The following is a 25496-nucleotide window of genomic DNA, read 5'->3' on the forward strand; positions in this document are numbered from 1 at the left end:
GCACGCCCCGTTCTCTCCAGTGACCCCTGAACCCCTGTATTCCGAAGACCGGCGCCGCCCGGGCCGTTTCTGGCTGATCACCATCGCCGCCGTGCTGACCGTGGCGGCCACCGTTTCGCTGGGCCGCTGGCAGCTCTCGCGCGCCGCGCAGAAAGAAGCGCTGCAGGCCGACATCGACGCCCAGAAGCTAAAGCCGGCGCTGACCCAGGCCGAATTCCTGGCGCTGGAAAAAGCCTCCGACTCGCTGCACCGCCCGGTGCGCCTGCGCGGGCTCTGGCTGCCAACGCAGACCGTGTACCTCGACAACCGCCAGATGCACGGCACGCCCGGCTTCTATGTGCTGACGCCCTTCGCGCTCGAAGGTACCGAGCAAGCGGTGATGGTGCAGCGCGGCTGGATCCAGCGCAATTTCGTCGATCGCACGCACTTGGGTGCAGTCGAGACACCGGCTGGCATCGTCGAGGTCACGGGCCTGATCGAGCCGCCGCCGAGCCATCTGCTGGAGCTGGGTACGTCCGCACCGACACCCGCGCCTGCCGCCTCTGCGCCCGCCTCGGCAGCCTCCGCGCCGGCCGCCCCGGCACCGGCCGGCGAAGGGTATTCGCCCATCCGGCAAAATCTCGACCTGGAGGCCTTCCGTGCCGAGACCAAACTGCCGCTGCGCACCGACGTGTCGCTGCAGCAGAGCGGACCGGCTTCCGAGGGCCTGCAGCGCGACTGGCCGGCCCCGGCGCTGGGCCTGGAGAGGCACTACGGTTACGCATTCCAGTGGTTCGGCCTGTCGGCCCTCGTCGTCATCCTCTATGTCTGGTTCCAATTCATCACACCCTTCCGCCGCTCAAGGCGCCGCGCACGCGATGGCCGCTTCTGACGAGCCGCTGGGCCTGACGGTGCATTCGATGCCGTCGCCCAACCAGGCGCTCGACGGCGCGGAGGGCCGGCGCACAGTCGTCGGGCGCTGGAAGATGATCGCCGTGATGCTGATGTGCGCGGCGCCGGTCATTGCCTCGTACTTCACCTATTACGTGATCCGGCCCGAAGGCCGCAGCGTCTACGGCGAACTGATCGATCCGCAGCACGAGCTGCCGAAGCTGATCGCCACCGACCGCAACGGCGCGCCGGTCGACTTCGCCACGCTCAAGGGCCAATGGCTGCTGGTGGCGGTGGCCAATGCGGCCTGCGACGCACTGTGCGAGCAGCAGCTCTATCTGCAGCGCCAGTTGCGCGAGAGCCTGGGCCGCGAGAAAGACCGCATGGACCGCGTCTGGCTCGTGAGCGACGCTGCTCCCGTGCCCGAGCGCCTGAACAATGGCCTGCATGGCGCCACCGTGCTGCGCGTGCCGGCCGACCAGTTGGCCAAGTGGCTCGCGCCTGTGTCGGGCCACTCGCTGGCCGAGCACCTGTACGTGGTCGATCCGATGGGCAACTGGATGATGCGTTTCCCCGCCCGCATGGACGCCGCCGGCGCCGGCCGCGCCAAGCGCGACCTCGATCGCCTGCTGCGCGCTTCGGCGTCGTGGGACGAACCCGGCCGCTGAGACCGCATGGACACGAGCTCGCTCTACGATCTGACGCCCATCGCCTGGCTCATGGCCGCTGGCGTGCTTATCGCGCTCGGCCCGCTGGTGTGGGTGTGGCGCCGCAACGCGGGCGCAGGCCCGGCGCGGCGGTTGCATGCACTGACCGTGCTCACGCTGTTCCTCACTTTTGACCTGACGCTGTTCGGCGCCTTCACGCGGCTCACCGATTCGGGCCTGGGTTGTCCCGACTGGCCCGGCTGCTACGGCAATGCCAGCCCTGCCGGCGCGCGCCACGAGATCGCGATGGCGCAAGCCGCACAGCCGACCGGCCCGGTAACGCACAGCAAGGCCTGGGTCGAGATGGTTCACCGCTACCTGGCAACGGGTGTCGGCGTGCTGATCCTCGTGCTGGCCTTGGCGACCTGGCTGGTGCGCTGGTGGCCTTCCATTGGGCCCAAGGCCGGCAACGCGCCGCAGCCTCCGCCTGCCATCGCGCAAGTTGTGCTGAATCCTTGGTGGCCGACGGCGACGCTCGTTAGCGTGAGCTTGCAAGGCGCATTCGGCGCGCTCACCGTCACCTGGAAACTGTTCCCGGCCATCGTCACCACGCATTTGATGGGTGCCATCGTGCTGCTGGCGCTACTGTGCATCCAAGCGGTGCGCTACCAGCAGAGCGCGGCACAGCGGCTGCCCACGCCCGTGTCGCCCGCACTGCGCAATGGCCTCATCGCGACTACTGTGCTGCTGGTGTTGCAGATTGCGCTCGGCGGCTGGGTCAGCACCAACTATGCGGTGCTGGCCTGTACGCAGTTCCCGACCTGCCAGGACAGCTGGTGGCCGGCCATGAACTTCGCGCAGGGCTTCGAGATCTGGCGCCATCTGGGCGTGACCGGCGAAGGCCAGCCGCTAGATTTTTCCGCGCTCACCGCGATCCACTACGCGCACCGGCTGATGGCCTATGCGGTGTTCGTCGCGCTCGGCGTGCTGGCATGGCGCCTGCGCCGCATCGAGACACTGCGCCCGCAGGCGCGATGGCTCGCGGGCCTGGCGTTGCTGCAGCTGGCCACAGGTCTGGGCAACGTACTGCTGGGCTGGCCGCTGGCCGCGGCCGTGCTTCATACCGGCGGCGCAGCAGCGCTGGCCGTTGTGCTCACCTGGGCCCTGTGCGAGAGCCGGCGCGACCTGGCGGCACAGACCGCACGCGCCAGTGACAATGCAACCGGTCACAACAACAATCAAAGGAAGGCCGCAGCGTGAGCACCCCGATCCCCGTTCAGCAAACCAGCACCGCGAACGTGCTGCGCCAGTTCTACGCGCTGACCAAGCCGCGCGTGGTGCAGCTGATCGTGTTCTGCGCGCTGATCGGCATGGTGCTGGCCGTGCCCGGCCTGCCTTCGTGGGCGGACGTGCAACACGCCGTGCTGGCCTGCATCGGCATCTGGCTGGTGGCGGGTGCGGCAGCGGCGTTCAACTGCCTGGTCGAGAAGGGCATTGACGCGAAGATGAAGCGCACCGCCTGGCGCCCCACGGCGCGCGGGCAGCTCAGCGATTTGCAGGCGCTGATTTTCTCGGCACTGCTGTGCGCAGCCGGCTCGGCGCTGCTGTGGTTCACGGTCAATCCGCTCACCATGTGGCTGACCTTCGCCACCTTCGTTGGCTACGCGGTGATCTACACCGTGATCCTCAAGCCGCTGACGCCGCAGAACATCGTGATCGGCGGCGCGTCGGGCGCGATGCCGCCGGTGCTGGGCTGGGCCGCGATGACGGGCGACGTGGGGCCCGAGGCGCTGATTCTTTTCCTCATCATCTTCCTGTGGACGCCGCCGCACTTCTGGGCGCTGGCGCTCTACCGCGTCGAGGACTACCGCAAGGCCGGCCTTCCGATGCTGCCCGTCACGCACGGCAACGAGTTCACGCGGCTGCAGGTGCTGCTCTACACCTTCATTTTGTTCGCAGCCTGTCTGATGCCTTTCATCTACGGCATGAGCGGCTGGCTGTACCTGGCGGTGGCGGTTGCCGTGAGCGTCGGCTTCACCGGCTATGCGTTCGCACTGTGGCGCAACTACTCCGACACGCTGGCGCGCAAGACCTTCCGCTTTTCGCTGATCCACCTGAGCGTGCTGTTCCTGGCGCTGCTCGTCGATCACTACATTCACTGACCACGTTTCCATGAACAAGCGCAACGCTCTTCGACTGATTGCTGCGGGCGCCGGCTGGGTGGGTGTGACCGCCACCCTCGGCCTGGGCCTCTCGGCATGCAGCGAGACCAAGCAAAGCTTCACTGCGGTCGACATCACCGGCGCCGACTACGCCAAGGACTTCTCGCTGAAGGACGCGGACGGCAAGGTCCGCACCATGGCCGACTTCAAGGGCAAGGTGGTCGTGATGTTCTTCGGCTACGCGCAATGCCCCGACGTCTGCCCGACCACCATGACCGAGATGGCGCAGGTCAAGCAGCAGCTCGGCAAGGACGGCGACAAGCTGCAGGTGCTGTTCGTCACGGTCGACCCCGCGCGGGACACGGCCGAGGTGCTCAAGGCCTACATGGGCGCGTTCGACCCGAGCTTTGTCGCGCTGATCCCGACAGCCGACGAGCTGGTCGCGCTCGCGAAGGACTACAAGGTCTACTACAAGAAGGTCGACGGCAAGACGCCGACCAGCTATTCGATGGACCACTCGGCCGCCAGCTATGTCTACGACACGCAGGGCCGGCTGCGGCTCTACGCGCGCTACGGCGCCGGCGTGCCGTCGATGGTGTCCGACCTGAAGACGCTGCTGGCTTCCTGAGAAAGGCTCTGGGCACATGGACGCCGGCTCGGTCGAGCACCTGAAAGGGCGCAAGGGCGCCTTCCGTATTGCACTGATTCCGCCCGAGGTGCTGGGCGCACTCAACGACGGGCTGCTCGAAACCGTCAACCTCAACGAATTCATGGCGCTGGAACTGCCCCGGCTGGCGCGCAGCGTGGCGGGGCACATCGGCCTCGATGCGCAGAGCGAACGGCTGGCCGACACGATCGCGATGCTGAGCGCCTTCAAGCCGATGCAGCGGCACGGGCACATCGCGCGTGCGCTCTACGACCTGACGGCGCTGCATGACGAGCGCGATGCCGTCGCCCACCGGCTGGCCACGCACGCAAGCGACGTGGCCCGCTGCTGGGCCGCTCAGTGGGTCACGCTCTCGGGCCTGTCGCTGCCGGTGCAACTGGAGGCGGTGCGCCGCTTTGCCGCCGATCCGCATTTCGGTGTGCGGGAAATCGCATGGATGGCGGTGCGCGACGCAGTCATCGAATCGCTCGACGAGGCGTTCGCGCTGCTGCAGCCGTGGGTGTTTGACGCCGACCCCAACATCCGTCGCTTTGCCAGCGAACTCACGCGGCCGCGCGGCGTGTGGTGCGCGCAGATCGATGAGCTCAAGACTGAGCCGTGGCGCGCGCTGCCGCTGATCGAGCCGCTGCGCGCCGACCCCAGCCGCTATGTGCAGAACTCGGTGGCGAACTGGCTCAACGACGCGAGCAAGAGCCAGGGCGAGTGGGTAGACAAGCTCTGCGAGCGATGGGTGGCGGAGTCGGATACGGCCGAGACCCGCTACATCGCGAAGCGGGCGCTGCGGACGCTGCGGACGCTTTCCAAATGAAAAAAGCCCGGGGATACCGGGCTTTCTTCTTGGCGGGCGATTGGCTTACGCGTAGTCCGCGAGAGCCTTCTTCATCTTCTTCATCGCCGCGACCTCGATCTGGCGAATGCGCTCGGCGCTCACGCCGTACACAGCGGCCAGGTCGTGCAGCGTCATGCCGCCCGAGCCGTCGTCGTTCACCTTGAGCCAGCGCTCTTCCACGATGCGGCGGCTGCGGTCGTCCAGCGCTTCGAGCGCCGTGGCGATGCCGTCGCTCGACAGGCGGTCGCGTTGCTGCGATTCGAGCAGGGCGGTCGGTTCCTGCGTGGCGTCGGCCAGGTAGGCGATCGGGCCGAAGGTTTCGTCGCCGTCGTCGGACGGGCCCGGGTCGAGCATGACGTCGCCGCCCGACAGGCGGGTTTCCATCTCGAGCACTTCTTCAGGCTTGACGTTCAGCCGGGTCGCCATCTGCGACACCTCGTCGGGGCTCAGCGTTTCGCGGTGCGTGCCGTTGTCGGCCGCGGCCGAGTCGGCCTTGAAGCCTTGCTTCATCGAGCGCAGGTTGAAGAACAGCTTGCGCTGGGCCTTGGTCGTCGCGACCTTGACCATGCGCCAGTTCTTCAGGATGTACTCGTGGATCTCGGCCTTGATCCAGTGCATGGCGTAGCTCACGAGCCGCACGCCCTGGTCGGGGTCGAAACGCTTCACGGCCTTCATCAGGCCGACGTTGCCTTCCTGGATCAGGTCGCCGTGCGGCAGCCCGTAGCCCAGGTATTGGCGGGAAATGGAAACGACGAGGCGCAGGTGCGACAGCACGAGCGCGCCAGCGGATTCGAGATCGTTGTGGTCGCGCAGCTTGCGTGCGAAGCCCTGCTCTTCTTCGAGCGTGAGCATCGGCAGGCGGTTGGCGGCCGAAATGTAGGCATCCAGGTTGCCCAGCGGCGGAACCATCGACCATGGATTGGCGACGGCCAGCTGGTTGGCAGAGACTCCAGACAGCGTTGTCATCAGGGGAAACTCCTTTGTGTGGGCCATATTAGCACTCGGTTAGAGGGAGTGCTAAACCAAGGGTTCCCTTGAATTTCTATCGCTGGAATAGCCGATGGCTACCAGCGTACGCCCAGCTTTAGGAAAAGCTTGGACAGCACGAACAGCGGGCCAACCCACAGATATTGGATGTCTTCGAAGAATGAAGGCTTCTTGCCCTCGATCTTGTGGCCCACGAACTGAAAGATCCAGGCCACAACAAAGATAGCGGCTGAAATCGGCAATACAAGTCCGCCCATCGCATGCACCAGCGCCAGGGCCAGGGCGGTCAGCGCGAGCATGGTCAGCAGGAAGGCCGGGGCGCGCAGCAGGGCGTAGTAGACGAGGCTGGCGGCCACGAAAACATAGGCTACCCAGTGATGGAGCGCGAACAGCAGCCCGACGATGCTCAGCATGATGGCCGGGATGGCCACGAAATGGATCAGCTCGTTGGTCGGGTTGCGGTGGCTCTCTTCATAGTGAGCGAGCAGGCGGTCGACCTTGCGATCGCTCGATTCCAGGGGGGCGGCGGCGGTATGCGTCATGACAAGTCTCCGTGAGCGCCGTTCGGTGCGGCGAGACTTTCGATGGTGCCCACAGAGAAGCCCGATGGCAAGCGCGCACGCGATGTGAAATTGCTATCAAAAAAGTAGCATAAAGCACTACAGCCACGGCGGCTGCCATGACTTTATGCACTGTCACAAGAAGGTTACATCGCTAAGATCGGCGCGTGGCATCCTTCGACTCCCCACCCGCACCTCTGTCACCGGCCGCGGAGACTGGCGCGCCCGCCCGCGCGCCCAGGGCGATCCTGGTTGTGGACGACCACGACCTGCTGCGCCTGGGTGTCTGCGCGCTGGTTCAGGCCCAGGCCACCCCGTCCGGCGCGAACATTGAAGTCTTCGAGGCTGCCAACGTTGCCGACGCACTCGCGCTGTACGAAACCCACCAGGCTTCCATCGGCCTCGTGCTGCTCGACCTGGCCCTGCCCGACACCCACGGCCTGAGCGGCGTGGCCGAGTTCCGGCTGCGCTTTCCGGCCGCGCGGATCGTGGTGCTCTCGGGCACCGGCAACAGCACGCTGGCGCAGGGCGTGCTCGCGCTGGGCGCCGCCGCCTTCCTGCCGAAGTCGGCTGACCTGAAGGAAGTGGTGAGCTTCATCCGCGCCTGCGGCCTGCTCGATCCCGGCGCGGCGGAGGTGCCGCCACTGGCCGTGCCCAAATCGCTCACCGGCTATGCCGAATTCGCCCACGCCAGCGCCTGGCAGGAGCTCACGCCGCGGCAGATGCAGGTGCTGCAATGGGTGCTCGAAGGCAAGGCGAACAAGGAAATCGCGCAGCTCGCGAACCTGAGCGAAGGCACGGTGAAGAACCATGTCTCGACCATCCTGCTGCTGTTCGGCATGCGCTCGCGCGCCCAGTTGATCAGCACCCTGCATTGAGCGTGCAGCCCGCCGCGTCGAACGACCCCTCCGCCGACCACGCACTCGGCCAGCGGGTGCTGCGGGAGCATGTTGCCTCGGTCTACAGCACCTACGGCGTCTCGACGCTGACGCACATGGCCTTCGTGGTGGTGTTCGGCAGCATCATCTATTCGCAGCTGAAAGACCCGAGCCTGCTGTTCTGGCTGGCCGGGCTGCTGATGGCCGACGTCTACGTGTTCTTCACGCCGCGCTGGAATCCGTCCCGGCCCGTGCGTGAAAGCGCGTACTGGGCGCGCAAGATATCGCGCATGGTCACGCTGGTGAGCATGGTCACGGCGGTGGTGCCCTGGCTCATCGTGCCGCACGACAACCTGCCCATGACCTCGCTGCTGATGGCCGTGATCGTCGGCAGCTGCGCGCGGGCGGCGCAGTCGCTCTGGCCGCTGAAGCCGGCGCTCTTCGGCTACACGATGCCGATGTCGCTGGGCATGATCACCGCGCTGGCCTGGCAGGGCGACGGGCTGCATCTGTTCCTGGCGGCAGCCGGTGCAGCCTACCTGCTGCTGACGCTGCACGCGGGCGTCGGCCAGCACAAGCTGCTGACCGCGTCGCTCATGCTGCGCTTCGAGAACGAGGCGCTGGCCGCGCGGCTCGGCGAGCAGATTGCCGCCACCGAGCGTGCGAGCGAAGAAAAAACCCGCTTCCTCGGCACCGCCAGCCACGACCTGCGCCAGCCGCTGCATGCCATCGCCCTTTTCGGCGCTGCGCTGGAGAACGAACTTCGCGGCCGCCCCGAGGGCCGCAACGCCGAGCGCCTGATGCGCGCGGTGAACGCACTGGGCGCCTCGCTCGACACCATGCTCGACGTGTCGCGCCTCGACGCCGGCGTGATCACGCCCGCGCCGCAGCCAGTGCAGCTCGACGCGCTGTTCCTGCCGCTCAATCACACCTTCGCGGCGCGCGCCGAGCAGAAGCAGCTGCAGCTGCGCGTGCGCGCCAGCGGCCTGTGGGTGCACAGCGACCCGCAACTGCTGCACCGCATGCTGTCCAACCTGATCGACAACGCCCTCAAGTACACGGCCCGCGGCGGAGTGACGGTGATGGCGCGCGAACGCGGCGACTCGGTGTGGATCGAGGTGCGCGACAGCGGCATCGGCATTGCGCCCGAGCAGTCGGGCCGGATCTTCGAGGAGTTCTATCAGATCAACAATCCGGGCCGCGACCGCTCGCGGGGGCTCGGCATCGGGCTGTCGATCGTGCAGCGGCTGTCGCGGCTGCTTGGGCATCCGGTGCAGATGCATTCGCGGCTGGGGCGGGGTACGCACTTTCGCGTGGTGGTGCCGGCCGTCAGTGCGGCGGCGCGCGAGCTGGTCGGGGTGCTGGCATCTGCCGCCACGGCCGAGGAGGCGGCCGAGCAGCGCCGCGGTCCGGCGCCAGTGTTGCCCGGGCGCGTGCTGCTGCTCGACGATGAACTGGAAATCCGCGAAGCCATGATGGGCCTGCTGCGCTCCCACGCAATCGACGCCCATGCGGTGGCGGACGAGGCCGGCGCCGCCGCCGCCTTGCAACAGGCGAGTGGCGAGGGTCGCCCCTTCGACCTGTTGCTGTGCGACTATCGACTGGCCGACGGCGCCGACGGACTCGATGCGGGCCTGCGGCTCAGCCAGGGCCAGGGCATGACGACGCCGCTGCTGCTCATCACCGGCGAGACCTCGCCCGACAGGCTGCAGCGGGTTCGCGAGTCGCAGGTGCCGGTGCTGTTCAAGCCGGTCGTGGCCGATTCGCTGCTGCAGGCGATGGCCGAAGTCGCCGTTGCCAGATAAGCCCATGACTTTCGGCACTGGCGAGCATTCGCTGCGCGCACTACCTTCACTGCATTGCGTTCCCGCAAGAGAAGGAAAAAGGGGAGAGGGAGAAAAAGCGAAGCGGTCCCGGCGCAAGCCGGGGCCGTTTTTTTATCCGAGCAGCGCTTGTGCGAACTCGCGGGCGTTGAAGGTCTCGAGGTCTTCGAGCTTCTCGCCCACGCCGATGAAATAGACCGGAATCGGCCGTTCGCGCGCAATGGCGCACAGCACGCCGCCCTTGGCCGTGCCGTCGAGCTTGGTCACGATCAGGCCGGTGAGGCCCAGCGTTTCGTCGAAAGCCTTGACCTGCGCGAGCGCGTTCTGGCCGGTGTTGCCGTCGATCACCAGCAGCACCTCGTGCGGCGCCGTGGCATCGGCCTTGGTGACGACGCGCTTGATCTTCTTCAGCTCGTCCATCAGGTGCAGCTGCGTCGGCAGGCGGCCGGCCGTGTCGACCAGCACCACGTCCTTGCCGCGGGCCTTGCCGGCGTTCACCGCATCGAAACTCACGGCCGACGGATCGCCGCCCTCGTTGCTCACGATCTCGACCGTGTTGCGGTCGGCCCAGACCAGCAGCTGCTCGCGAGCCGCGGCGCGGAAGGTGTCGGCCGCGGCCAGCAGCACCGAGGCGCCTTCGGTGGCCAGGTGCTTGGTGAGCTTGCCGATGGAGGTGGTCTTGCCCGCGCCGTTGACGCCGGCCACCATGATGACGGTGGGCGTGAACTGGCCGATGACCAGCGGCTTCTCGAGCGGCTTGAGCAGGTCGGCCACGGCCTCGGCCAGCAAGACCTTGACCTGCGTGGCGTCGGTGGCCATCTGGCGCTTGACGCGGCCCCGCAGGTCGTCGAGCAGGTATTCGGTCGCCTTGACGCCGGTGTCGGCCATCAGCAGGGCGGATTCGAGTTCTTCGTAAAGCGCGTCGTCGATCTGCGCGTTGACGAACACGGCCTGGATGCCAGTGCCGGTCTTGCGCAGGCCGGTCTTGAGCTTGTCGAACCAGCCCTTGCGCTCGGTGGCGACGGCGATTTCGGCGGCGGGTGCAGGAACCGGCGCGGGAGCTGGGGTCGGAACAGGCGATGGAACGAATGCGGGGGCTGGTGCGGGTGCCGCTACTGGAGTTGCGACAGGCGCTGGCGCCGGGGAGGGCGCTGGTGCTGGTGCTGGTGGCGCAGCAGGAGCCGGCGTTTCTTCGGCCGCCGGCTTCGAGCCAAACCAGCTCGAAGGCGAGAACACCGAGCGCGCCGGCGCAGCATCGGGGGCGGGCGCCGGTGCGGCTGGCGGGGTAGGCGCCGGCGTATCGGGGGTTTCGGCAGGCGGTTTTTTCTTGAAGAAACTGAACATCAGGAGCTTTTTACAATCCGACCCATTCTATGAAACACCTCCCGCCACGCCGTGCTGCGTCTGGTGCGGTGCTGGCGATGGCGCTTCTGGCGCCATGGGCCATGCCTGCGCAGGCCCAGACTACCCAACCTTCCGCCGCCGCAGCCGCGGCGCCCGGCCCTCAGCAATTCACGCTTGCCAACGGCATGACGCTGATCGTCCAGCCCGACCGGCGCTCGCCCACGGCGGTGCAGATGGTCTGGGTCCGCGTCGGCTCCATCGACGAAGTCGACGGCACCTCCGGTGTGGCACATGCGCTCGAACACATGATGTTCAAGGGCACCAAGGACATCAAGCCCGGCGAGTTCTCGCGCCGCGTGGCGGCCCTCGGCGGCCAGGAAAACGCCTTCACCACCCGCGACTACACCGGCTACTACCAGCAGATTCCGGTCGGCAGCCTCGAACAGGTGATGAAGCTCGAATCGGACCGCTTCGCCAACAACCAGTGGCCCGACGACGAGTTCAAGCGCGAGATCGAGGTGGTCAAGGAAGAGCGCCGCCTGCGCACCGAAGACCAGCCCCGTGCGCTGCTTGGCGAACAGCAGAACGCCGCCGTCTTCACCGCCTCTCCCTACCACCGCCCCGTAGTCGGCTGGATGAGCGACCTCGACGCGATGACGCCCGAGGACGCACGCGCCTTCTTCAAGCGCTGGTACGTGCCCGCCAACGCCGTGCTCGTGGTGGCCGGCGATGTCGACGTGGCCCAGGTGCGCGCCATGGCCGAGAAGTACTACGGCCGCATCCCTTCGAGCGCCGTGCCTGCGCGCAAGCCGCGCACCGAGCCGGCGCAGCGCGGCATCCGCCGAATCGAACTGAAGGCTCCGGCCGAGCAGGCGTATGTGTCGCTGGCCTTCCGCGTGCCGCAGCTCGCCAGCATCGACGACGCGAGCAGCGACGCCTGGGCGCTGGTGGTGCTGTCCGCCGTGCTCGACGGCTACGCCGGCGCGCGGCTCGACCGCGCGCTTACCCAGGGGCCCGATCGCGTCGCCGATTCGGCCGGCGCCTATTCGGGCTTCATGGGCCGCGGCCCGCAGCTCTTCGTGCTCGACGGCGTACCAGCCGCCGGCAAGAGCGCCGAGGTGGTCGAGGCCGCGCTGCGCGCCCAGCTGGCGCGCGTCGCCAAGGACGGCGTGGGCGAAGCCGAATTGGCCCGCGTCAAGACCCAGTGGGTGGCAAGCGAGACCTACAAGCGCGACTCGGTGATGGCGCAGGCGCGCGAACTCGGCAGCAACTGGGTCCAGGGCCTGCCGCTCGATGCCAGCGAGCGCATCGTCGCCCGGCTGCAATCCGTCACGGCCGCCCAGGTGCAGGCCGTGGCCGCCAAATACTTCGGTGACGACCAGCTCACGGTCGCCACGCTGCGCCCCCTGCCGCCCGAAGCCAAGCCCCGTGGCCGTGGCTTCGCGGCGCCCGCAGGCGAAATGCGCTGAAAGACAGGTCCCGTTCCATGAAAACTCTCAAGAAGATCGCCCAGTGCGCCCTGCTCGCAGGCGTCACCGCCATCGTGGGCATCACCAGCGCGCAGGCCGCGCTGCCCATCCAGCAGTGGACGCTGGCCAACGGCGCAAAAATCTACCTCGTAGCGACCAACGCGCTGCCGATCGTCGACGTGCAGATCGACTTCGACGCCGGCAGCCGCCGCGACCCCGCACCACAGGCTGGCCTGGCCAGCACCACCGCGACCATGGTCGAGAAGGGCGTGCGCGCCGGCAAGAGCGGCGAACCGGCACTCGACCAGAACGCCCTGGGCGAAGCCTGGGCCGATCTGGGCGCCAGCTTCGACGTGAGCGCCGGCACCGACCGCACCAGCTACTCGCTGCGCACACTGTCCGACCCTGCGTTGCTGAACAAGGCGGTGGCGCTGGCGTCGCGCGAGATCGGCGAGCCGGCTTTCCCCGACGACGTGTGGCTGCGCGAGCGCGAACGCATCAACGCGGCCATCAAGGAAGCCAACACCAAGCCCGCGACTGTTGCAGGCCGCGCGTTCGCACAAGCCGTGTACGGCGTGCACCCCTACGGCCAGGAGGTGACGGAGGAGACGCTGGCGCGCATCGACACCGCTGCCATGCGCCAGCGCTACCAGCAGCTCATCGTGCCGTGCCGCGCCAAGCTCAGCATCGTGGGCGCCGTGACGCGCGCCGAGGCCGAGACGATCGCGACCACGCTGCTGTCGCGCCTGCCCGGCCCCGAGGCGTGCACGCCGCTGCCGGCCGTTGCAGCTGTAGCCGCGCTCACCGCGCCCAAGGACGAGCGCATTTCCTTCGACTCGGCGCAGGCCCACGTCTTCATCGGGCAGCCCGGCTATCCGCGCAAGGACCCGGACCACTTCGCGCTCACGCTCGGCAACTACGTGCTCGGCGGCGGCGGGTTCGTCTCGCGCCTGATGAACGAGGTGCGCGAGAAGCGCGGCCTGACCTACAGCATCTACAGCGGCTTCGCGCCGGGGCTCGAGGCGGGCGCCTTCCGCGTCGGCTTCCAGACCCGGCCCGACCAGGCCGAAGAGGCCGTGAAGATGTCGCGCGAAGTGCTCGCAAAGTTCGTGGCCGAAGGCCCGACCGCCAGCGAACTGAAGGCCGCGAAGGACAACCTGATCGGCGGCTTTCCGCTGCTGCTGGACAGCAACCGCAAGCTGATCGGCAACGTCGCCAACATCGCCTGGCACGACCTGCCGCTGGACTACCTCGACACCTGGACCGCGCGCATGAACGCGGTCACGGCAGCCGACGTCAAGGCCGCCTTCCAGCGCAAGCTGCAGCCCGAGCGCATGGTGACGGTGGTGGTGGGCGGCAAGGACGCCAGCAAGACAGCCAAGGCGCAGCCCTGACCGGCGGTCACACCACCAGGGCGTGCGGGCCGCCGCTGGCGGCAGCCCGCACCGCCGCCCCCAGCCGTTCGAGCAGCCGCGGCGCAGCGCGCGCCTGCTGCCAGTAGAGCGGCACCGGCAGCGTGGAGCCGGGCACCAGCTCCACCAGCCTGCCTTCGCTGATCGCACCGGCCACCATGCTGGCCGGATGCATGCCCCAGCCCATGCCCGCGCACGCTGCCTCGACAAAAGCGTTGGGCGAAGGGATCCAGTGCCGCGGCGTCTCGACGTTGCGGTGGCAGATGCGCCGCACCCAGCGCGTCTGCAGCCGGTCCTTGCGGTCGAACACCAGGCTCGGCGCTTCCGCCAATGTGCGCGCGCCCACGCCCTTGGAGAAATGTTCGCGCACGAACCCGGGGCTCGCGGCTGCCACGTAATGCATCGTGCCCAGCGCCTCGCTGTTGCACCCCGCCACCGGTTGCGCCAGCGCTGTGACCGCCGCGAACACCGCGCCGCTGCGCAGCCGTTCGGCCGTGTGGTCCTGGTCGTCCACCGTGAGATCGAGCAGCGCGGCCTGTTCCTGTGTGGCGAAGGCCGCGGCGGCGGCCACGAACCAGGTCGCAAGGCTGTCTGCGTTGACGGCCACGCGCACCGTGACGCGCTCGCCGCCCGCTTCGTCGCCGCCCATGCCGAGGGCGGGCAGGGCCTCGCGCAGCTCGTGCTCCAGCATGCCCACGCGCTCGACGTGCCGGCACAGCTGCAGCCCCGCTTCGGTCGCGACGCAGGGCTGGCCGCGCACCAGCAGCGCGCCGCCGGTGCGCTCTTCGAGCTGCCTGATGCGCTGCGACACCGCCGAGGGCGTGACATGCAGCGCGCGGGCGGCGCGCTCGAAGCTGCCCTCACGCACGACGGCGGCGAGGGCGTTCAGGGCGGCATAGTCGAGCATGGTGATGAAGTAAAACTGAATTGGATTAAGAAAGTTTAGTTTGAATTAATACTGTGCGGGCGGCATCCTCGAAGCATGCAAGCCGTACACGTCACCACCGCCTTCGCCAACGGGCTCTTCATGAGCCTGGTCCTCATCGTCGCCATCGGCGCGCAGAACGCCTATGTGCTGCGCCAGGGATTGCGCCGTGAACACGTGGGCGCGGTGGTGCTGTTCTGCGCGGCCAGCGACGCGGTGCTGATTGGTGCCGGCGTTGCAGGCATGGCGCAGGCGCTGCAAGGACGGCCGATGCTGGCCACCGTGCTCGCGGGGCTCGGCGCGGCCTTTCTCTGCGGCTACGGGCTCAAGGCGCTGTGGCGCTCGCGGCAGCCCGCCGCTCTGCAGACCACGGCGCAGGGCGCTTCGCTGTCGCGCGTGGCCGTGGTGGCGCAGGCAGCCGGCTTTACGCTGCTGAATCCGCACGTCTACCTCGACACGGTGCTGCTCGTGGGCAGCGCGGGCGCGCAGTACGCGGGGCTGCTCAAAGTCTGGTTCGTGGCGGGTGCCGCCACGGCGAGCGCGCTGTGGTTCACCTCGCTGGGCTTCGGCGCGCGGCTGCTCGCACCGGTGTTCGCGCGTCCGCGCGCCTGGCAGATGCTCGACGCGCTCATTGGGGGCACCATGCTTCTGTTGGCCGCCATGCTGGCACAGCGAGCGCTTGCAGGGCTCTGAAAGCGGGCACGCGGCGGCGTTAAGCTCGCCGCATGCCCCAGAAAGCCGCCCCCGCCTCCCGTCCCGCCGCACCCAAGCCCAAGCGCCCGTCGAAGCCCAGCGAGGTGCGCATCGTCGGCGGCGAATGGAAGCGCACCCGCCTCGCCGTGGCCGACAAGCCCGGCCTGCGCCCCACACCCGATCGCGTGCGCGAAACCCTGTTCAACTGGCTCGCGAGCCTGGCCGGCGCTGGTGGCGGCGAACTGCCGGGATGGCAGTGCGTCGACGCCTTCGCGGGCACCGGCGCACTCGGCTTCGAGGCCGCATCGCGCGGCGCGGCGAACGTGCTGCTTTGCGAGCAGGACGCCGCGCTGGTCGCGCAGCTCCAGGCCGCCAAGACCAAGCTGAGTGCCGAGGCTGTGCGCATCGAGCGCGGCAACGGCGTCACCGCGCTCGAACGCGCGCCGGCCGGCAGCCTCGATGCCGTGTTCCTCGATCCGCCCTTCGACAGCACAGCCCTCTACGAACCGGCCCTGCGCGCCGCCGCCCGCGCGCTGCGTGCCGGCGGCTCGGTGTACCTCGAAGCGCCGCGCCGCTGGAGCGACGAAGAACTGGCCGCCTTCGGCCTCGTCGGATTCCGTTACCTGAAGGCCGGCGCCGTGCACGCCCATCTGTTGCGGCTGGCTGCCGAGGGGACTGCATAATCCGCCGAACAAGCCGCACCGGCAGCATGAGGAAGAAGCAACCATGGCCAGCAACGTCATCGCGGTTTACCCCGGCACATTCGACCCCATCACCCTCGGCCACGAGGACGTGGTGCGCCGTGCCACCCAGCTCTTCTCCAAGGTGATCGTCGCCGTCGCGGCGGGCCACCACAAGAAGGCGCTGTTCACGCTGTCAGAGCGCATGGACATGGCCCGCGAGGCCGTCAAACCCTACAGCGACCAGGTCACCGTCGAGAGCTTCTCGGGCCTGCTGCGCGACTTCGTCGTCGCGCGCGGCGGCAAGGCCATGGTGCGCGGCCTGCGCGCCGTGACCGACTTCGACTACGAGTTCCAGCTCGCGGGCATGAACCGCTCGCTGATGCCCGATGTCGAGACCGTGTTCCTGACACCCAGCGACAAGTACCAGTTCATCTCCAGCACCTTCGTGCGCGAGATCGCCATGCTCGGCGGCGAGGTCCACAAGTTCGTTTCTCCCAATGTGGAGCAGCAGCTGGCGGCAAAAGTCCGCAGCCTCGGCCGTGAATAAGCCGCGATGAGCGGCACCCCGCCGCCCCGGCTGCATCTTCTGGGCGATGCAGCGCTGCTCTGCGAGCTGCCCGCGCCGGCCACTCTGGCGCAGCAGCAGCGCATCTGGGCCCTTGCGGAGCGCGCCCGCCAGTGGCCCGGCGTCGGCGAAACGCTTCCGGGCATGAACAACCTCACGCTCACCTTCGACCCGACCGCGATCGATCTCGACGCGCTCACTGCGTACGTTCTCGAGGCATGGCCGAAGCTGCCGACTGGTGGCGTTGCGGGCCGGTTGGTCGAGATTCCGGTGTCCTATGGCGGCGAGCACGGGCCCGACCTGGCCGATGTCGCGGCCCACACCGGCCTCACGCCGGCCGAGGTGGTGCGGCGCCACAGCGCCGGTGAGTACATCGTCTACCTGCTGGGCTTCCTGCCGGGCTTCGCCTTCATGGGCGGCCTGGCGCCCGAACTCGCCACGCCCCGCCGCGCCGAGCCGCGCACCGCGGTGCCTGCGCGCTCGGTCGGCATCGGCGGCGAGCAGACCGGCATCTATCCGCTGGTGTCGCCGGGCGGCTGGCAACTGATCGGCCGCACCTCGCTCGAGCTGTTCGACCCCGCAGCCGAATCGCCTACGCTGCTGCGCCCAGGTGATCGCGTGCGTTTCGTCGCAGAGAGCGTGCAGACATGATCGTCATCCGCAAACCCGGCGTGCTCGCGTCGGTGCAGGACCTGGGCCGGCACGGCCATCGCCAGCTCGGCATCTGCCCGGGCGGCGCGCTCGACGTGCTGGCGCTCACGCTGGCCAACCGGCTCGTGGGCAACGCCGATGGCGCGGCGGGCCTGGAGCTCACAATGGGCGGCTGCGAGCTGCAGTTCGAAGCCGACACGCGCATCGCCCTCACCGGCGACGACTTCAGTGCCAGCCTCGACGGCGTGCCGCTGTGGCCCTGCTGGAGCGTGCCGGTCGCGGCCGGCCAGACGCTCAGGCTCGCGGGCGCCAATGCGCCCGGCGTGAAGAAGGTCGGCCTGCGCAGTTGGCTGGCAGTGGCGGGTGGCATCGACGCGCCGCAGATCCTCGGCTCGCGCAGCACCGACCTCAAGGCCGGCTTCGGCGGTCACGAAGGCCGTGCGCTACGCAAGGGCGACCGACTGCCGACGGGCGCATCGCCGCTCAATGATGCGCAGCGCGAACGCCGAGTCTTCGGCCTGCGCGGTCCCGACTGGGGCCCGGACGAAGGCGACGCAGCCATTGCCCTGCGCGTGCTGCCCGGCCCCGAATTCGAGCTGTTCACGCTGGCCGCGCGCGAGCAGCTGTGGGGCGAGCGCTGGCGCATCACGCCGCAGAGCAACCGCATGGGCAGCCGGCTCGCGGGCGCCGAGCTCAAGCGCAAGCGCAGCGGCGACATGCTCTCGTCGGGCGTGATCCCCGGCACGATCCAGGTGCCGCCCTCGGGCCAGCCGATCATCCTGATGGGCGACGCGCAGACCACCGGCGGCTATCCGCGCATCGGCGTGGTCATTCGCGCGGATCTCTGGAAGCTCGCGCAGGCGCCGCTCAATGGCAAGCTGCGCCTCGTGCAGGTCGACCAGCCGCAGGCGCTGGCCGCATGGGCCGACCAGCAGCGCTACCTGTCGCAGGTGGCACAGGGGCTGGCTGCTGCAGGCTGGCCGAGCCCGGCATAGACTCCGCGGAACTCGCGGAAAAGGAAGCCCCACCATGCAAATCGACCTCAATGCCGACCTCGGCGAAGGTGCAGGCAGCGACGAAGCCCTGCTCGCACTCGTCAGCTCCGCCAACATCGCCTGCGGCTGGCATGCGGGCGACGCGAAGACCATGCAGCAGTGCGTGCGCTGGGCGATGCAAAACGGCGTGGCCATCGGCGCGCACCCCAGCTTTCCCGACCGCGAGAACTTCGGCCGCAGCACCATGCACCTGCCGCCCGACGAGATCGTGGCCAACGTGCTCTACCAGGTGGGCGCGCTGGCGGCCATCGTGAAGGCCGAGGGCGGCAAGCTCTCGCACGTGAAGGCGCACGGCCAGCTCTACAACCAGGCCGTGAAGGAGCCCGAGCTGGCGGACGCGCTGTGCGAGGCGGTGCGCCGCTTCGACCCCTCGCTCAAGTTCTTCGGCCTCGCGGGCAGCAACATGATCGACGCGGCCCGTCGCGCTGGCCTCTCGCCGGTCGAAGAAGTGTTCGCCGACCGTGGCTACATGCCCGACGGCAGCCTCGTGCCGCGCAGCCAGCCCGGCGCGCTGATCGAGAGCGAGGAACAGTCGATCGCGCAGACGCTCTCGCTGGTGCGCGACCACCGCGTGACCGCCATCGACGGCAGCGTCGTGCCCGTCAACGCGCAGACCGTGTGCCTGCATGGCGACGGCGCCCATGCGCTGGCCTTTGCGCGGCGCATCCGCGAACGGCTGCAGCAGGAAGGCATTGCCGTCCAGGCGATGGCCTGACGGACAACCTGAACACGCAACGGGCCGCGCCGTGGCAGCAAAGCCCATCAACGTCCTGCTGACCGGCTTCGATCCTTTCGAGCAGGAGGCGGTCAATCCCTCGTGGGACGCCGTTCGCGCACTCGACGGCTGGAAGGTCGGTCGCGCGACGGTGCATGCACGCCAGGTGCCCTGTGTCTTCGGTGAGGCCATCGATGTGCTTGCCCGCGCGATGGACGAGCTTCAGCCGCAGCTGGTGCTGTGCATCGGCCAGGCCGGCGGGCGCGCGGAGTTCACGCCGGAGCGCATCGCCATCAACATCGACGACGCCCGCACGGCCGACAACAAGGGCCGCGAGCCCATCGACGTGCCCGTGGTGCCGGGGGCTCCCGCCGCGTATTTCTCGACGCTGCCGATCAAGGCCATGGTGCGTGAGCTACGCGCGGCCGGCGTGCCGGCCTCGGTGTCGAACAGCGCGGGCACCTTCGTCTGCAACCACATCTTCTACGGCCTGATGCACCGCATCGCGACGCATCCGGTGCCGGGGCTGCGCGGCGGCTTCATCCACATTCCGTACCTGCCGGAGCAGGCGGCGCGGTTTCCGGGTGCGCCGAGCATGTCGCTGGAAACGATGGTCAAGGCCCTGCGCATTGCCGTGACGACCGCACTCGCGGTGAAGCACGACGTTGCCGAAACCGGCGGCCAACTGCACTGAGGCGGCCAGCCGGCGCCGGTACGTTCAGATGGCGGCCGGAAAGTGCTTGGCCAGCCAGCCGTTGAGTGCCGCGTTGACGAGCTCGGGCTTTTCCATCGTCAGCATGTGGCCGCAATCGGGCACCCACACGACTTGCGCCTGCGGCAGCAGCGCAGCCATCTCGCTCGTGCATTCGGGCGGCGCGAGCCGGTCTTCGTCGCCGCACACCAGCAGCACCGGCGCGCGCAGCGACGCCAGGTGCAGGCGTGCATCGGGCCGCCGCATCACCGCGCGGTTCTGGCGGATGAGCTGCTCGGCGCCCGCGCCCAGCACGATGTCGAGGTAGCGCTGCACCATCACCGGGTCGGCCGCCTGCGTGGGATGGAAGGCGAAGTAGACGTTCGGCTCGATCACGTCGCGCACTTCGCCGCGCTCGAAGTATTCGATGGCGCCTTCGCGCAGCGTGAACATGTCGGGCGTCTCGGGCCGTGCGCTGGTGCCGAGCAGCGCGAGCCCGGCAATGCGCCCGGGCGCCTGGCGGGCCGCCTCCATGGCAACCATGCCGCCCATCGAGGCGCCGCACAGAATCAGCGGCCCCTCGTTGTCGCGCAGCACGGCTGCGGCCATGCCCTCGATGGTGTCGTTGTGCCGCTGGACGTCGCTCACGCGGGCGTCGAAGGCGGGGGGAAGGGCGGGCAATTGGGCTTCCCAGATGCGCTCGTCGCAAGCGAGGCCGGGCAGCAGGATGAGATTGGGCATGGAGACGGATTTTGCGCGAATGCGGCAACCAGCGTCGCGGCATGGCGCATGGCATAGGCTTCCTGGCCAGCAGTCATCCGCAAGCGGCCTCGGCATACTTTTGAGACCCATGCCGAGGACTCTCAATGAACCTGGTTGAACGCGTGCAGTCCATCCTGCTCAAGCCCAAGGCCACCTGGCCCGAGATCGACTCGGAGCAGGCTGATGCTGCCTCGCTTTACAAGAACTACGTGATGATCCTCGCGCTGATCCCGGCGGTGGCGAGCTTCATCGGCCTGTCGCTGATCGGCATCGGCGCCTTCGGCGTGAGCTTTCGCGTGCCGATCGTCTCGGGGCTCGCGAACATGGTCGTGGGCTACGTGCTGTCGCTGGTGATGGTGTTCGTGCTTGCACTCATCATCGACGCAATGGCGCCGACCTTCGAGGGCACCAGGAGCCAGATCGGCGCGCTCAAGTTGTCGGCCTATGCGAGCACCGCGGCCTTTGTCGGCGGCATCTTCAGCCTGCTGCCCTCGCTGTCGGTCCTTGGCGCGATGGCGGCGCTGTACGGCGTGTACCTGCTCTACACCGGCCTGCCAGTCCTCATGAAGTGCCCACCCGACAAGGCCATTGCGTACACCGCCGTGGTGGTGGTCTGCGCCATCGTCGGCGGCTTCATCATCGCGTGGGTGCTGGCGCTGCTCACGCCGTCGCCCGTGAGACTCTAGGCGCGGTGGCGGTCGAGCAACAGCTTGCGGGGTGCAAAAGCCCGAGCGTCACGCGCACGGTGGAAAATGGGTGGCAATGCCAACGCCCAAGCCCGACACCACCACCGACCTGATCCTCATCCGCCACGGCGAAACCGCCTGGAACCGCGAATTGCGCTTTCAGGGGCATGCGGATGTTCCGCTCAACGACATCGGCCACGAGCAGGCCCGCCGCCTCGGCCTGCGGCTGGCTGGAGAGACGGTGGTGCAGCACATCATCAGCAGCGACCTCATGCGCGCGCAGCAGACCGCGGCGCCCGCGGCGTCGCAGCTGTCGCTGCCGGTGGTCACATCGGCGGGGCTGCGCGAGCAGTTCTTCGGCGTGGTCGAAGGCATGCGCTCCGACGAAATCCAGAGCCTGCATCCGCGCGCCTGGGAAGAGTGGCTGGAGTTCCGCGAGGACCACGCCATGCCCGAAGGCGAGACGGCGCGCGAGTTCCACACGCGCATCATCGCGGCGCTGGGCAGCATCGCCGCCGCACACAAGGGGCAGCATCTCATCGTCGTCACGCATGGCGGCGTGCTCGACATGGTGTGGCGCACCGCTCAGGGACTGAGCCTGAGCGGGCCGCGCCGCAGCGACATTCCCAATGCGGGCTTCAACCGCATCCGCATCGCCGACGCGGCCCGGCCCGACGACATCGAGATCGTCGAATGGGCCGACACGCGGCACCTGGCCGACCTGCCGCCGCAGCCTACCTACGACCAGACGCGGCACCTGAAGAACAAGGATTGAGGAAGGGCCCTCGGCCTCAGCCGCAGCTGCCTGCCTTCGGCGTGCGCAGCAGCGGCTGGCCGGCGCCAACGCCCGTGGGCTTGCCGCCGTCGACGGCGAGCCGCCCATTCACCAGCACCGTGCTCACGCCTTCCGACAGCAGCGCTGGCTGCGTGTAGGTGGCTTTCGCCGCATAGCGTGCCGGATCGAACACCACCACGTCGGCGTAGTAGCCCGGGCGCAGGTGCCCGCGCTGCTTCAGCCCCAGCGTGTCGGCCGTGAGCGACGAACTGCTGCGGATGAACTGCGCCAGCGAGATCGTGTGCTCCTTCACCACGTACTGGTCGTACTTGCGCGCGAAGGTGCCGTAGGCGCGCGGATGGCCCAGCGACGAGTCGGACGAGGTCATGACCCACGGCCGCTTCATGAAGGCGCGCACGTCGTCGTCGCTCTGGTTGAACGAGGCGATCATCAGGTCGCCGTCGCGCAGCACCGCGATGGCGGCTTCCACCGGATCGGCGTTCGATGCCTTGGCCACGTCGGCCAGCGTCTTGCCCACGTACTTCGTGCTGCCCGCCGAGAACAGGATGGCCTCGGGGCCGCCGCGCAGCCGCAGGTTCTCGCGCATGTCCTTGCGCAGGCGCTCCTGCTGCGAGGCGTCGTCGAAGCGCTGCAGCGTCGCCGCACGGCCACCCTCGTTGGCCCAGGGCGGCAGCAGCGCGGCCGAGAAGCGCGTGCTCGACGCGGTCCACGGATAGTGGTCGGCCGTGATGTCCAGCCCGCCCGCGCGTTCCTTCTCGATGCGCTTGATGATGTCGCCGCTCTGGCCCTGCACGTCGACGCCCAGCGCCTTGATGTGCGCCACGTGCACCGGCAGCTTCGCCTCGTGGCCGATGCGGATCGCCTCGTCGATGGAGCCCTTGAGGCCGATGTTGTACATGGACTCGTCGCGGATGTGGCTGTCGTACAGGCCGCCGTGCCGCGCCGCCACCTTCGCGAGCTCGATGACCTCCTCGGTTTTCGAGAAGTTCTGCGGCGTGTAGAAGAGCCCGGTCGAAAGGCCAAGGGCGCCTTCGCACATGCCCTGGCTCACGCGCTTCTTCATCGCCTCGAGCTGCTCGGGCGTCGGTGCCCGGTTGGCTTCGCCCAGCTCGCTCATGCGCACCGGGCCGAAGCCCACGTACATGGCCACGTTGGTGCCCACCGGCGCGGCACGCAGCTTCTGCGCCTGCGCCGCGATGTCGAAGCCGCCGAAGCCGTCGTTGCCGATTACCGCGGTGGTCACGCCCTGCGTGATGAACGGGATGTTCAGCCGCTTCTTCGGATCGTTCGAGTGCAGGTCGGCATCCGCATGCGTGTGGGCGTCGATGAAGCCCGGGGCCACCACCATGCCCGTGGCGTCGATGACGCGCCTTGCCGTGAACTGCGCTGGCGCCGCCTTGCCCGCGAACACGATGCGGTCGCCCGCGATGCCGACATCGCCCACCACCGGCGTGTCGGAGTCGCCCGTGTAGACGGTGCCGCCGCGCAGCAGCAGGTCGAGCGCGACGGGCGTTCCGTCGGCGGCATGCAGGGTGGGTGCGAAGGGTGCGAGGGCCGAGAGAACGGTCAGCGTGACGAGAGACTTGCGCATGGGCGATGGGGCCTTGAAGGCTTCTTGTCGATAGGGAGCGGCCAGTTTAGGAGCCGCCTCCGGGTCATCGCCAATTCCTTTTGCACCATGCCCCATGACCTGAAGGCATGGGCTGCCGGGCAGTGCTCGCAGATGCGCTCAGGCGTGCGTCGCAAGCTGCCCGAGGCCGAGGCGCTCGTACACCGCTGCCGTCTGCCGGCGCAGGCGCAGCGACTCGGGCTGGCCATTGAGCTGTTGCTGGAGGATGCCCTGGGCAGCGGACAGCGAAGCCTCCGTGCCGCTGCGCACCAGCGCATCGAGATACACCTGCTCGAACAGGTCGCGCTGCGCGTGGCTGCCGCCGATCTCGATCATGCGCGGCAGGGCAGTGCCGAGCCCTTCGATGGCTGCCGCGAGATCGCCGTGCGCATGCGCCACCAGTCCATGCGCGGCCGGCACGCACACGCGCTGCCATGCCGCGCGCGTCGATGCCGGCGCGTTCGGCGCGAAGGCCACTATGTTGCGCAGCAGAACCTCCGCCTCGGGGCGCCCGGCGCGCGCCAGGCCGTAGAGGTATTGCAGGTCGAGAAAGGGCAGCACGTGGTCGGCCTGGCGCTGCAGCAGGTAGCCCGCCACGTCGTCCCAGCGCCCTCCCACGTCGATGCCCGCGAGCTCCAGCCGCGCGAGCAGCGAGACTGCGCCGATCTGGTCCTGCGAGTAGTCCTTCACCACACCCCATGCATGCTCGTCGTACACCGCAAGCGCCTCGACGTCGCGGCCCAGGTCGATCAGGAACAGGGCCACGTGCCACCAGTTGTGCGTGACCATGAACGAATTGAGCCCGGTCCACGTGTCGCTCACGCCCTGCATGAACGCCAACCCCTCGGCGAGCCGACCTTCGGTGAGCATCACATGCGCCAGCGCGTGGTGCGCCCAAGGCTCCTTACGGCACATCGAGATGGCGCGGCGGGCGCTAGCCTCGGCTTCGCGCATCAGGTGGCATTGCTCGTAGCCGAAGGCCGCCATGCCGTGCACATAGGGCACGTCGGCAGCATGCGGCAGCACCGCGAGCACCAGCCGCAGCATGCCGGGGCAGTCGCCGGTGTTGAAGCAGTGGTACTGGCCGAGCTTGACCGACACCAGATCGCGCGGATGCTCGCGCGCCTGCTCCGCGTGCAGCGAGATGGCGCGGGCGATGTCGCCGTCGGCCCAGGCCTCGGTGGCCGCGATGTAGCGCTGCTCGCGCGGTGTGGCGCGTGCGGCGCCGGCGCGGGCTTTGTCGAGAAAGGGCCGGGCGTTGGCGACGGCCTCGCGCGATTCGGCGAACAGGTGCAGCGTGGCGCAGTAGGCCTGCACGATAGGGCTCGCATCGGTGTCGGCCACGGCGATCAGATTGACCGCGCGGGCCTCGGTCGAGATGAAGCCCATGACGAAGTCGTCGACCAACGGCAGGCTGGCGGGGTCGTCGAGGGTGAGCGGGTTGCCGAGGCTGTCGGCGAGTTGTTTTCCGAGGGGCATGGCGGCATGGTGCCATGCCCCCGGAGATGCTTCAACGACTCAGACGCCGGCCTGCTGGTGGCGGTACTCCTGCGTCTTGCCGCCGTAGCCGTAGGCCGCGCCGCGCGCGTCGATCACGTGGATGTACGACACCTCGTGCAGGTCCGGCCGGATCTTCGCCATGGCCGCGTGCACCTCGCGCAGGTAGCGCGCCTTCTCGGCCTTGGTGTTGGTCTCATCGGTGATGCTGATGTCGAGGTGGAACGCCGACTTGCCGAGAGAGGCCAGCGTCTGGCCGCCGATGAACCAGGTGTCGGCGGCGATGTACTGCACGGTGATGGCGATCACCGGCAATTGCTTGCCGAGCACGCTCTGGGTGAGCTCGGCGACCGTGTCGACTGTCTTGCGGGTGAGGGCGGCGTCGGGTTGGCCGGAGAGGTGGACGACGATGTGGGGCATGGTGGACTCCTGGGTGAATGAGTGGTCGATGGGGTGATTGTGGGAACTCACTATCAATCGGAAAAGCGGGAAGATATGATGGATTCCATCGAATTAACGG

At 68.4% G+C, this 25496-nt stretch carries 27 protein-coding genes; 19 read left to right on the forward strand and 8 right to left on the reverse strand.

All coding sequences use genetic code 11. The features are described from left to right. The first annotated feature begins 19 nt into the window (after positions 1-19). Genes NWF24_RS03730 through NWF24_RS03755 form a run of 6 tightly spaced genes read left to right on the forward strand, consistent with a single transcriptional unit; the run spans position 20 to position 5154 of the window. Entirely contained in the window at positions 20-871 is an 852-nt protein-coding gene (locus NWF24_RS03730) for an SURF1 family protein (RefSeq protein WP_258353043.1), read from the forward strand. After that, the gene (locus NWF24_RS03735) at positions 858-1538 is read left to right on the forward strand and encodes a hypothetical protein (protein WP_258353044.1); all 681 of its coding nucleotides are present in this window, start codon (positions 858-860) and stop codon (positions 1536-1538) included. The genes NWF24_RS03730 and NWF24_RS03735 overlap by 14 nt, the downstream gene beginning before the upstream one ends. A 6-nt stretch (positions 1539-1544) precedes the next feature. Beyond that, positions 1545-2777 carry a COX15/CtaA family protein gene (locus NWF24_RS03740; RefSeq protein WP_258353045.1) on the forward strand — a complete coding sequence of 411 codons (1233 nt, stop codon included), beginning with the start codon at positions 1545-1547 and terminating at the stop codon, positions 2775-2777. Continuing rightward, the gene (cyoE, locus tag NWF24_RS03745; protein ID WP_258353046.1) at positions 2774-3679 is read left to right on the forward strand and encodes a heme o synthase; all 906 of its coding nucleotides are present in this window, start codon (positions 2774-2776) and stop codon (positions 3677-3679) included. Before NWF24_RS03740 ends, cyoE begins: the two co-directional genes overlap by 4 nt. Positions 3680-3689: 10 nt before the next feature. Beyond that, positions 3690-4307, forward strand: a complete 618-nt coding sequence (locus NWF24_RS03750) for an SCO family protein (protein WP_258353047.1) — start codon at positions 3690-3692, stop codon at positions 4305-4307. Between the two features lie 16 nt (positions 4308-4323). Beyond that, positions 4324-5154: a DNA alkylation repair protein gene (locus tag NWF24_RS03755; RefSeq protein ID WP_258353048.1), complete on the forward strand. Its 831-nt coding sequence runs from the start codon at positions 4324-4326 to the stop codon at positions 5152-5154. 45 nt (positions 5155-5199) lie between these two features. Here NWF24_RS03755 and rpoH read toward each other — a convergent pair whose 3' ends face one another. Further along, positions 5200-6141 carry an RNA polymerase sigma factor RpoH gene (rpoH, locus tag NWF24_RS03760; protein ID WP_093059932.1) on the reverse strand — a complete coding sequence of 314 codons (942 nt, stop codon included), beginning with the start codon at positions 6139-6141 and terminating at the stop codon, positions 5200-5202. Between the two features lie 98 nt (positions 6142-6239). Beyond that, positions 6240-6704 carry an Mpo1 family 2-hydroxy fatty acid dioxygenase gene (locus tag NWF24_RS03765; RefSeq protein WP_258353049.1) on the reverse strand — a complete coding sequence of 155 codons (465 nt, stop codon included), beginning with the start codon at positions 6702-6704 and terminating at the stop codon, positions 6240-6242. Between the two features lie 185 nt (positions 6705-6889). On the opposite strand from NWF24_RS03765, the gene NWF24_RS03770 reads away from it, so the two are divergent. Then, positions 6890-7600, forward strand: coding sequence for a response regulator transcription factor (locus NWF24_RS03770; protein ID WP_258353050.1), 711 nt, complete (start codon positions 6890-6892; stop codon positions 7598-7600). Between the two features lie 2 nt (positions 7601-7602). Beyond that, positions 7603-9405 (forward strand): ATP-binding response regulator, encoded by a 1803-nt coding sequence (locus NWF24_RS03775; protein ID WP_258355232.1) that lies wholly within the window; start codon positions 7603-7605, stop codon positions 9403-9405. A gap of 132 nt (positions 9406-9537) precedes the next feature. On the opposite strand, the gene ftsY is transcribed toward NWF24_RS03775, so the two are convergent. Next, positions 9538-10767, reverse strand: coding sequence for a signal recognition particle-docking protein FtsY (ftsY, locus tag NWF24_RS03780; protein WP_258353051.1), 1230 nt, complete (start codon positions 10765-10767; stop codon positions 9538-9540). Between the two features lie 77 nt (positions 10768-10844). Here ftsY and NWF24_RS03785 point away from each other — a divergent pair, with 77 nt between their 5' ends. Beyond that, entirely contained in the window at positions 10845-12236 is a 1392-nt protein-coding gene (locus NWF24_RS03785; protein ID WP_375338465.1) for a M16 family metallopeptidase, read from the forward strand. 17 nt (positions 12237-12253) lie between these two features. Further along, positions 12254-13630 (forward strand): M16 family metallopeptidase, encoded by a 1377-nt coding sequence (locus tag NWF24_RS03790; RefSeq protein ID WP_258353053.1) that lies wholly within the window; start codon positions 12254-12256, stop codon positions 13628-13630. Between the two features lie 7 nt (positions 13631-13637). Here NWF24_RS03790 and NWF24_RS03795 read toward each other — a convergent pair whose 3' ends face one another. Next, positions 13638-14555: a LysR family transcriptional regulator ArgP gene (locus tag NWF24_RS03795; RefSeq protein ID WP_258353054.1), complete on the reverse strand. Its 918-nt coding sequence runs from the start codon at positions 14553-14555 to the stop codon at positions 13638-13640. A 75-nt stretch (positions 14556-14630) separates the two neighbouring features. Between NWF24_RS03795 and NWF24_RS03800 the strand changes: the two genes are divergently transcribed. Genes NWF24_RS03800 through pcp form a run of 7 tightly spaced genes read left to right on the forward strand, consistent with a single transcriptional unit; the run spans position 14631 to position 19629 of the window. Beyond that, positions 14631-15266 (forward strand): LysE/ArgO family amino acid transporter, encoded by a 636-nt coding sequence (locus tag NWF24_RS03800; RefSeq protein ID WP_258353055.1) that lies wholly within the window; start codon positions 14631-14633, stop codon positions 15264-15266. Between the two features lie 32 nt (positions 15267-15298). Beyond that, positions 15299-15949 (forward strand): RsmD family RNA methyltransferase, encoded by a 651-nt coding sequence (locus NWF24_RS03805; protein ID WP_258353056.1) that lies wholly within the window; start codon positions 15299-15301, stop codon positions 15947-15949. Between the two features lie 43 nt (positions 15950-15992). After that, positions 15993-16496, forward strand: a complete 504-nt coding sequence (gene coaD / locus NWF24_RS03810; protein WP_081269908.1) for a pantetheine-phosphate adenylyltransferase — start codon at positions 15993-15995, stop codon at positions 16494-16496. 6 nt (positions 16497-16502) lie between these two features. Then, complete coding sequence (gene pxpB, locus NWF24_RS03815) at positions 16503-17165, forward strand: 5-oxoprolinase subunit PxpB (RefSeq protein ID WP_258353057.1); 663 nt, start codon at positions 16503-16505, stop codon at positions 17163-17165. Beyond that, the gene (locus NWF24_RS03820) at positions 17162-18160 is read left to right on the forward strand and encodes a 5-oxoprolinase subunit C family protein (protein ID WP_258353058.1); all 999 of its coding nucleotides are present in this window, start codon (positions 17162-17164) and stop codon (positions 18158-18160) included. The genes pxpB and NWF24_RS03820 overlap by 4 nt, the downstream gene beginning before the upstream one ends. A gap of 34 nt (positions 18161-18194) precedes the next feature. Continuing rightward, complete coding sequence (pxpA, locus tag NWF24_RS03825) at positions 18195-18935, forward strand: 5-oxoprolinase subunit PxpA (protein WP_258353059.1); 741 nt, start codon at positions 18195-18197, stop codon at positions 18933-18935. A gap of 31 nt (positions 18936-18966) precedes the next feature. After that, positions 18967-19629 carry a pyroglutamyl-peptidase I gene (pcp, locus tag NWF24_RS03830; protein ID WP_258353060.1) on the forward strand — a complete coding sequence of 221 codons (663 nt, stop codon included), beginning with the start codon at positions 18967-18969 and terminating at the stop codon, positions 19627-19629. A 24-nt stretch (positions 19630-19653) separates the two neighbouring features. Here pcp and NWF24_RS03835 read toward each other — a convergent pair whose 3' ends face one another. Next, the gene (locus tag NWF24_RS03835) at positions 19654-20367 is read right to left on the reverse strand and encodes an alpha/beta fold hydrolase (protein ID WP_258353061.1); all 714 of its coding nucleotides are present in this window, start codon (positions 20365-20367) and stop codon (positions 19654-19656) included. 125 nt (positions 20368-20492) lie between these two features. Between NWF24_RS03835 and NWF24_RS03840 the strand changes: the two genes are divergently transcribed. Both NWF24_RS03840 and NWF24_RS03845 read left to right on the forward strand, forming a co-directional pair. Then, on the forward strand, positions 20493-21074 hold the full coding sequence (locus NWF24_RS03840; RefSeq protein ID WP_258353062.1) for a Yip1 family protein: 582 nt from the start codon (positions 20493-20495) through the stop codon (positions 21072-21074). A gap of 76 nt (positions 21075-21150) precedes the next feature. Beyond that, positions 21151-21849, forward strand: a complete 699-nt coding sequence (locus tag NWF24_RS03845; RefSeq protein ID WP_258353063.1) for a histidine phosphatase family protein — start codon at positions 21151-21153, stop codon at positions 21847-21849. A 16-nt stretch (positions 21850-21865) separates the two neighbouring features. Here the strand turns inward: NWF24_RS03845 and NWF24_RS03850 are convergent, their stop codons facing one another. The 3 genes from NWF24_RS03850 to NWF24_RS03860 form a co-directional block, all read right to left on the reverse strand. Beyond that, a complete protein-coding gene (locus NWF24_RS03850) occupies positions 21866-23461 on the reverse strand; it encodes an N-acyl-D-amino-acid deacylase family protein (protein ID WP_258353064.1) in 1596 nt (531 codons plus the stop codon). A 138-nt stretch (positions 23462-23599) separates the two neighbouring features. After that, positions 23600-24958: a tetratricopeptide repeat protein gene (locus tag NWF24_RS03855; protein WP_258353065.1), complete on the reverse strand. Its 1359-nt coding sequence runs from the start codon at positions 24956-24958 to the stop codon at positions 23600-23602. 39 nt (positions 24959-24997) lie between these two features. Beyond that, a complete protein-coding gene (locus tag NWF24_RS03860) occupies positions 24998-25396 on the reverse strand; it encodes a tautomerase family protein (RefSeq protein WP_258353066.1) in 399 nt (132 codons plus the stop codon). Positions 25397-25496: the final 100 nt, after the last annotated feature.

Origin of the sequence: Variovorax paradoxus (assembly GCF_024734665.1) — a bacterium.
In the GTDB taxonomy this organism is placed as follows: Bacteria; Pseudomonadota; Gammaproteobacteria; order Burkholderiales; family Burkholderiaceae_C; genus Variovorax.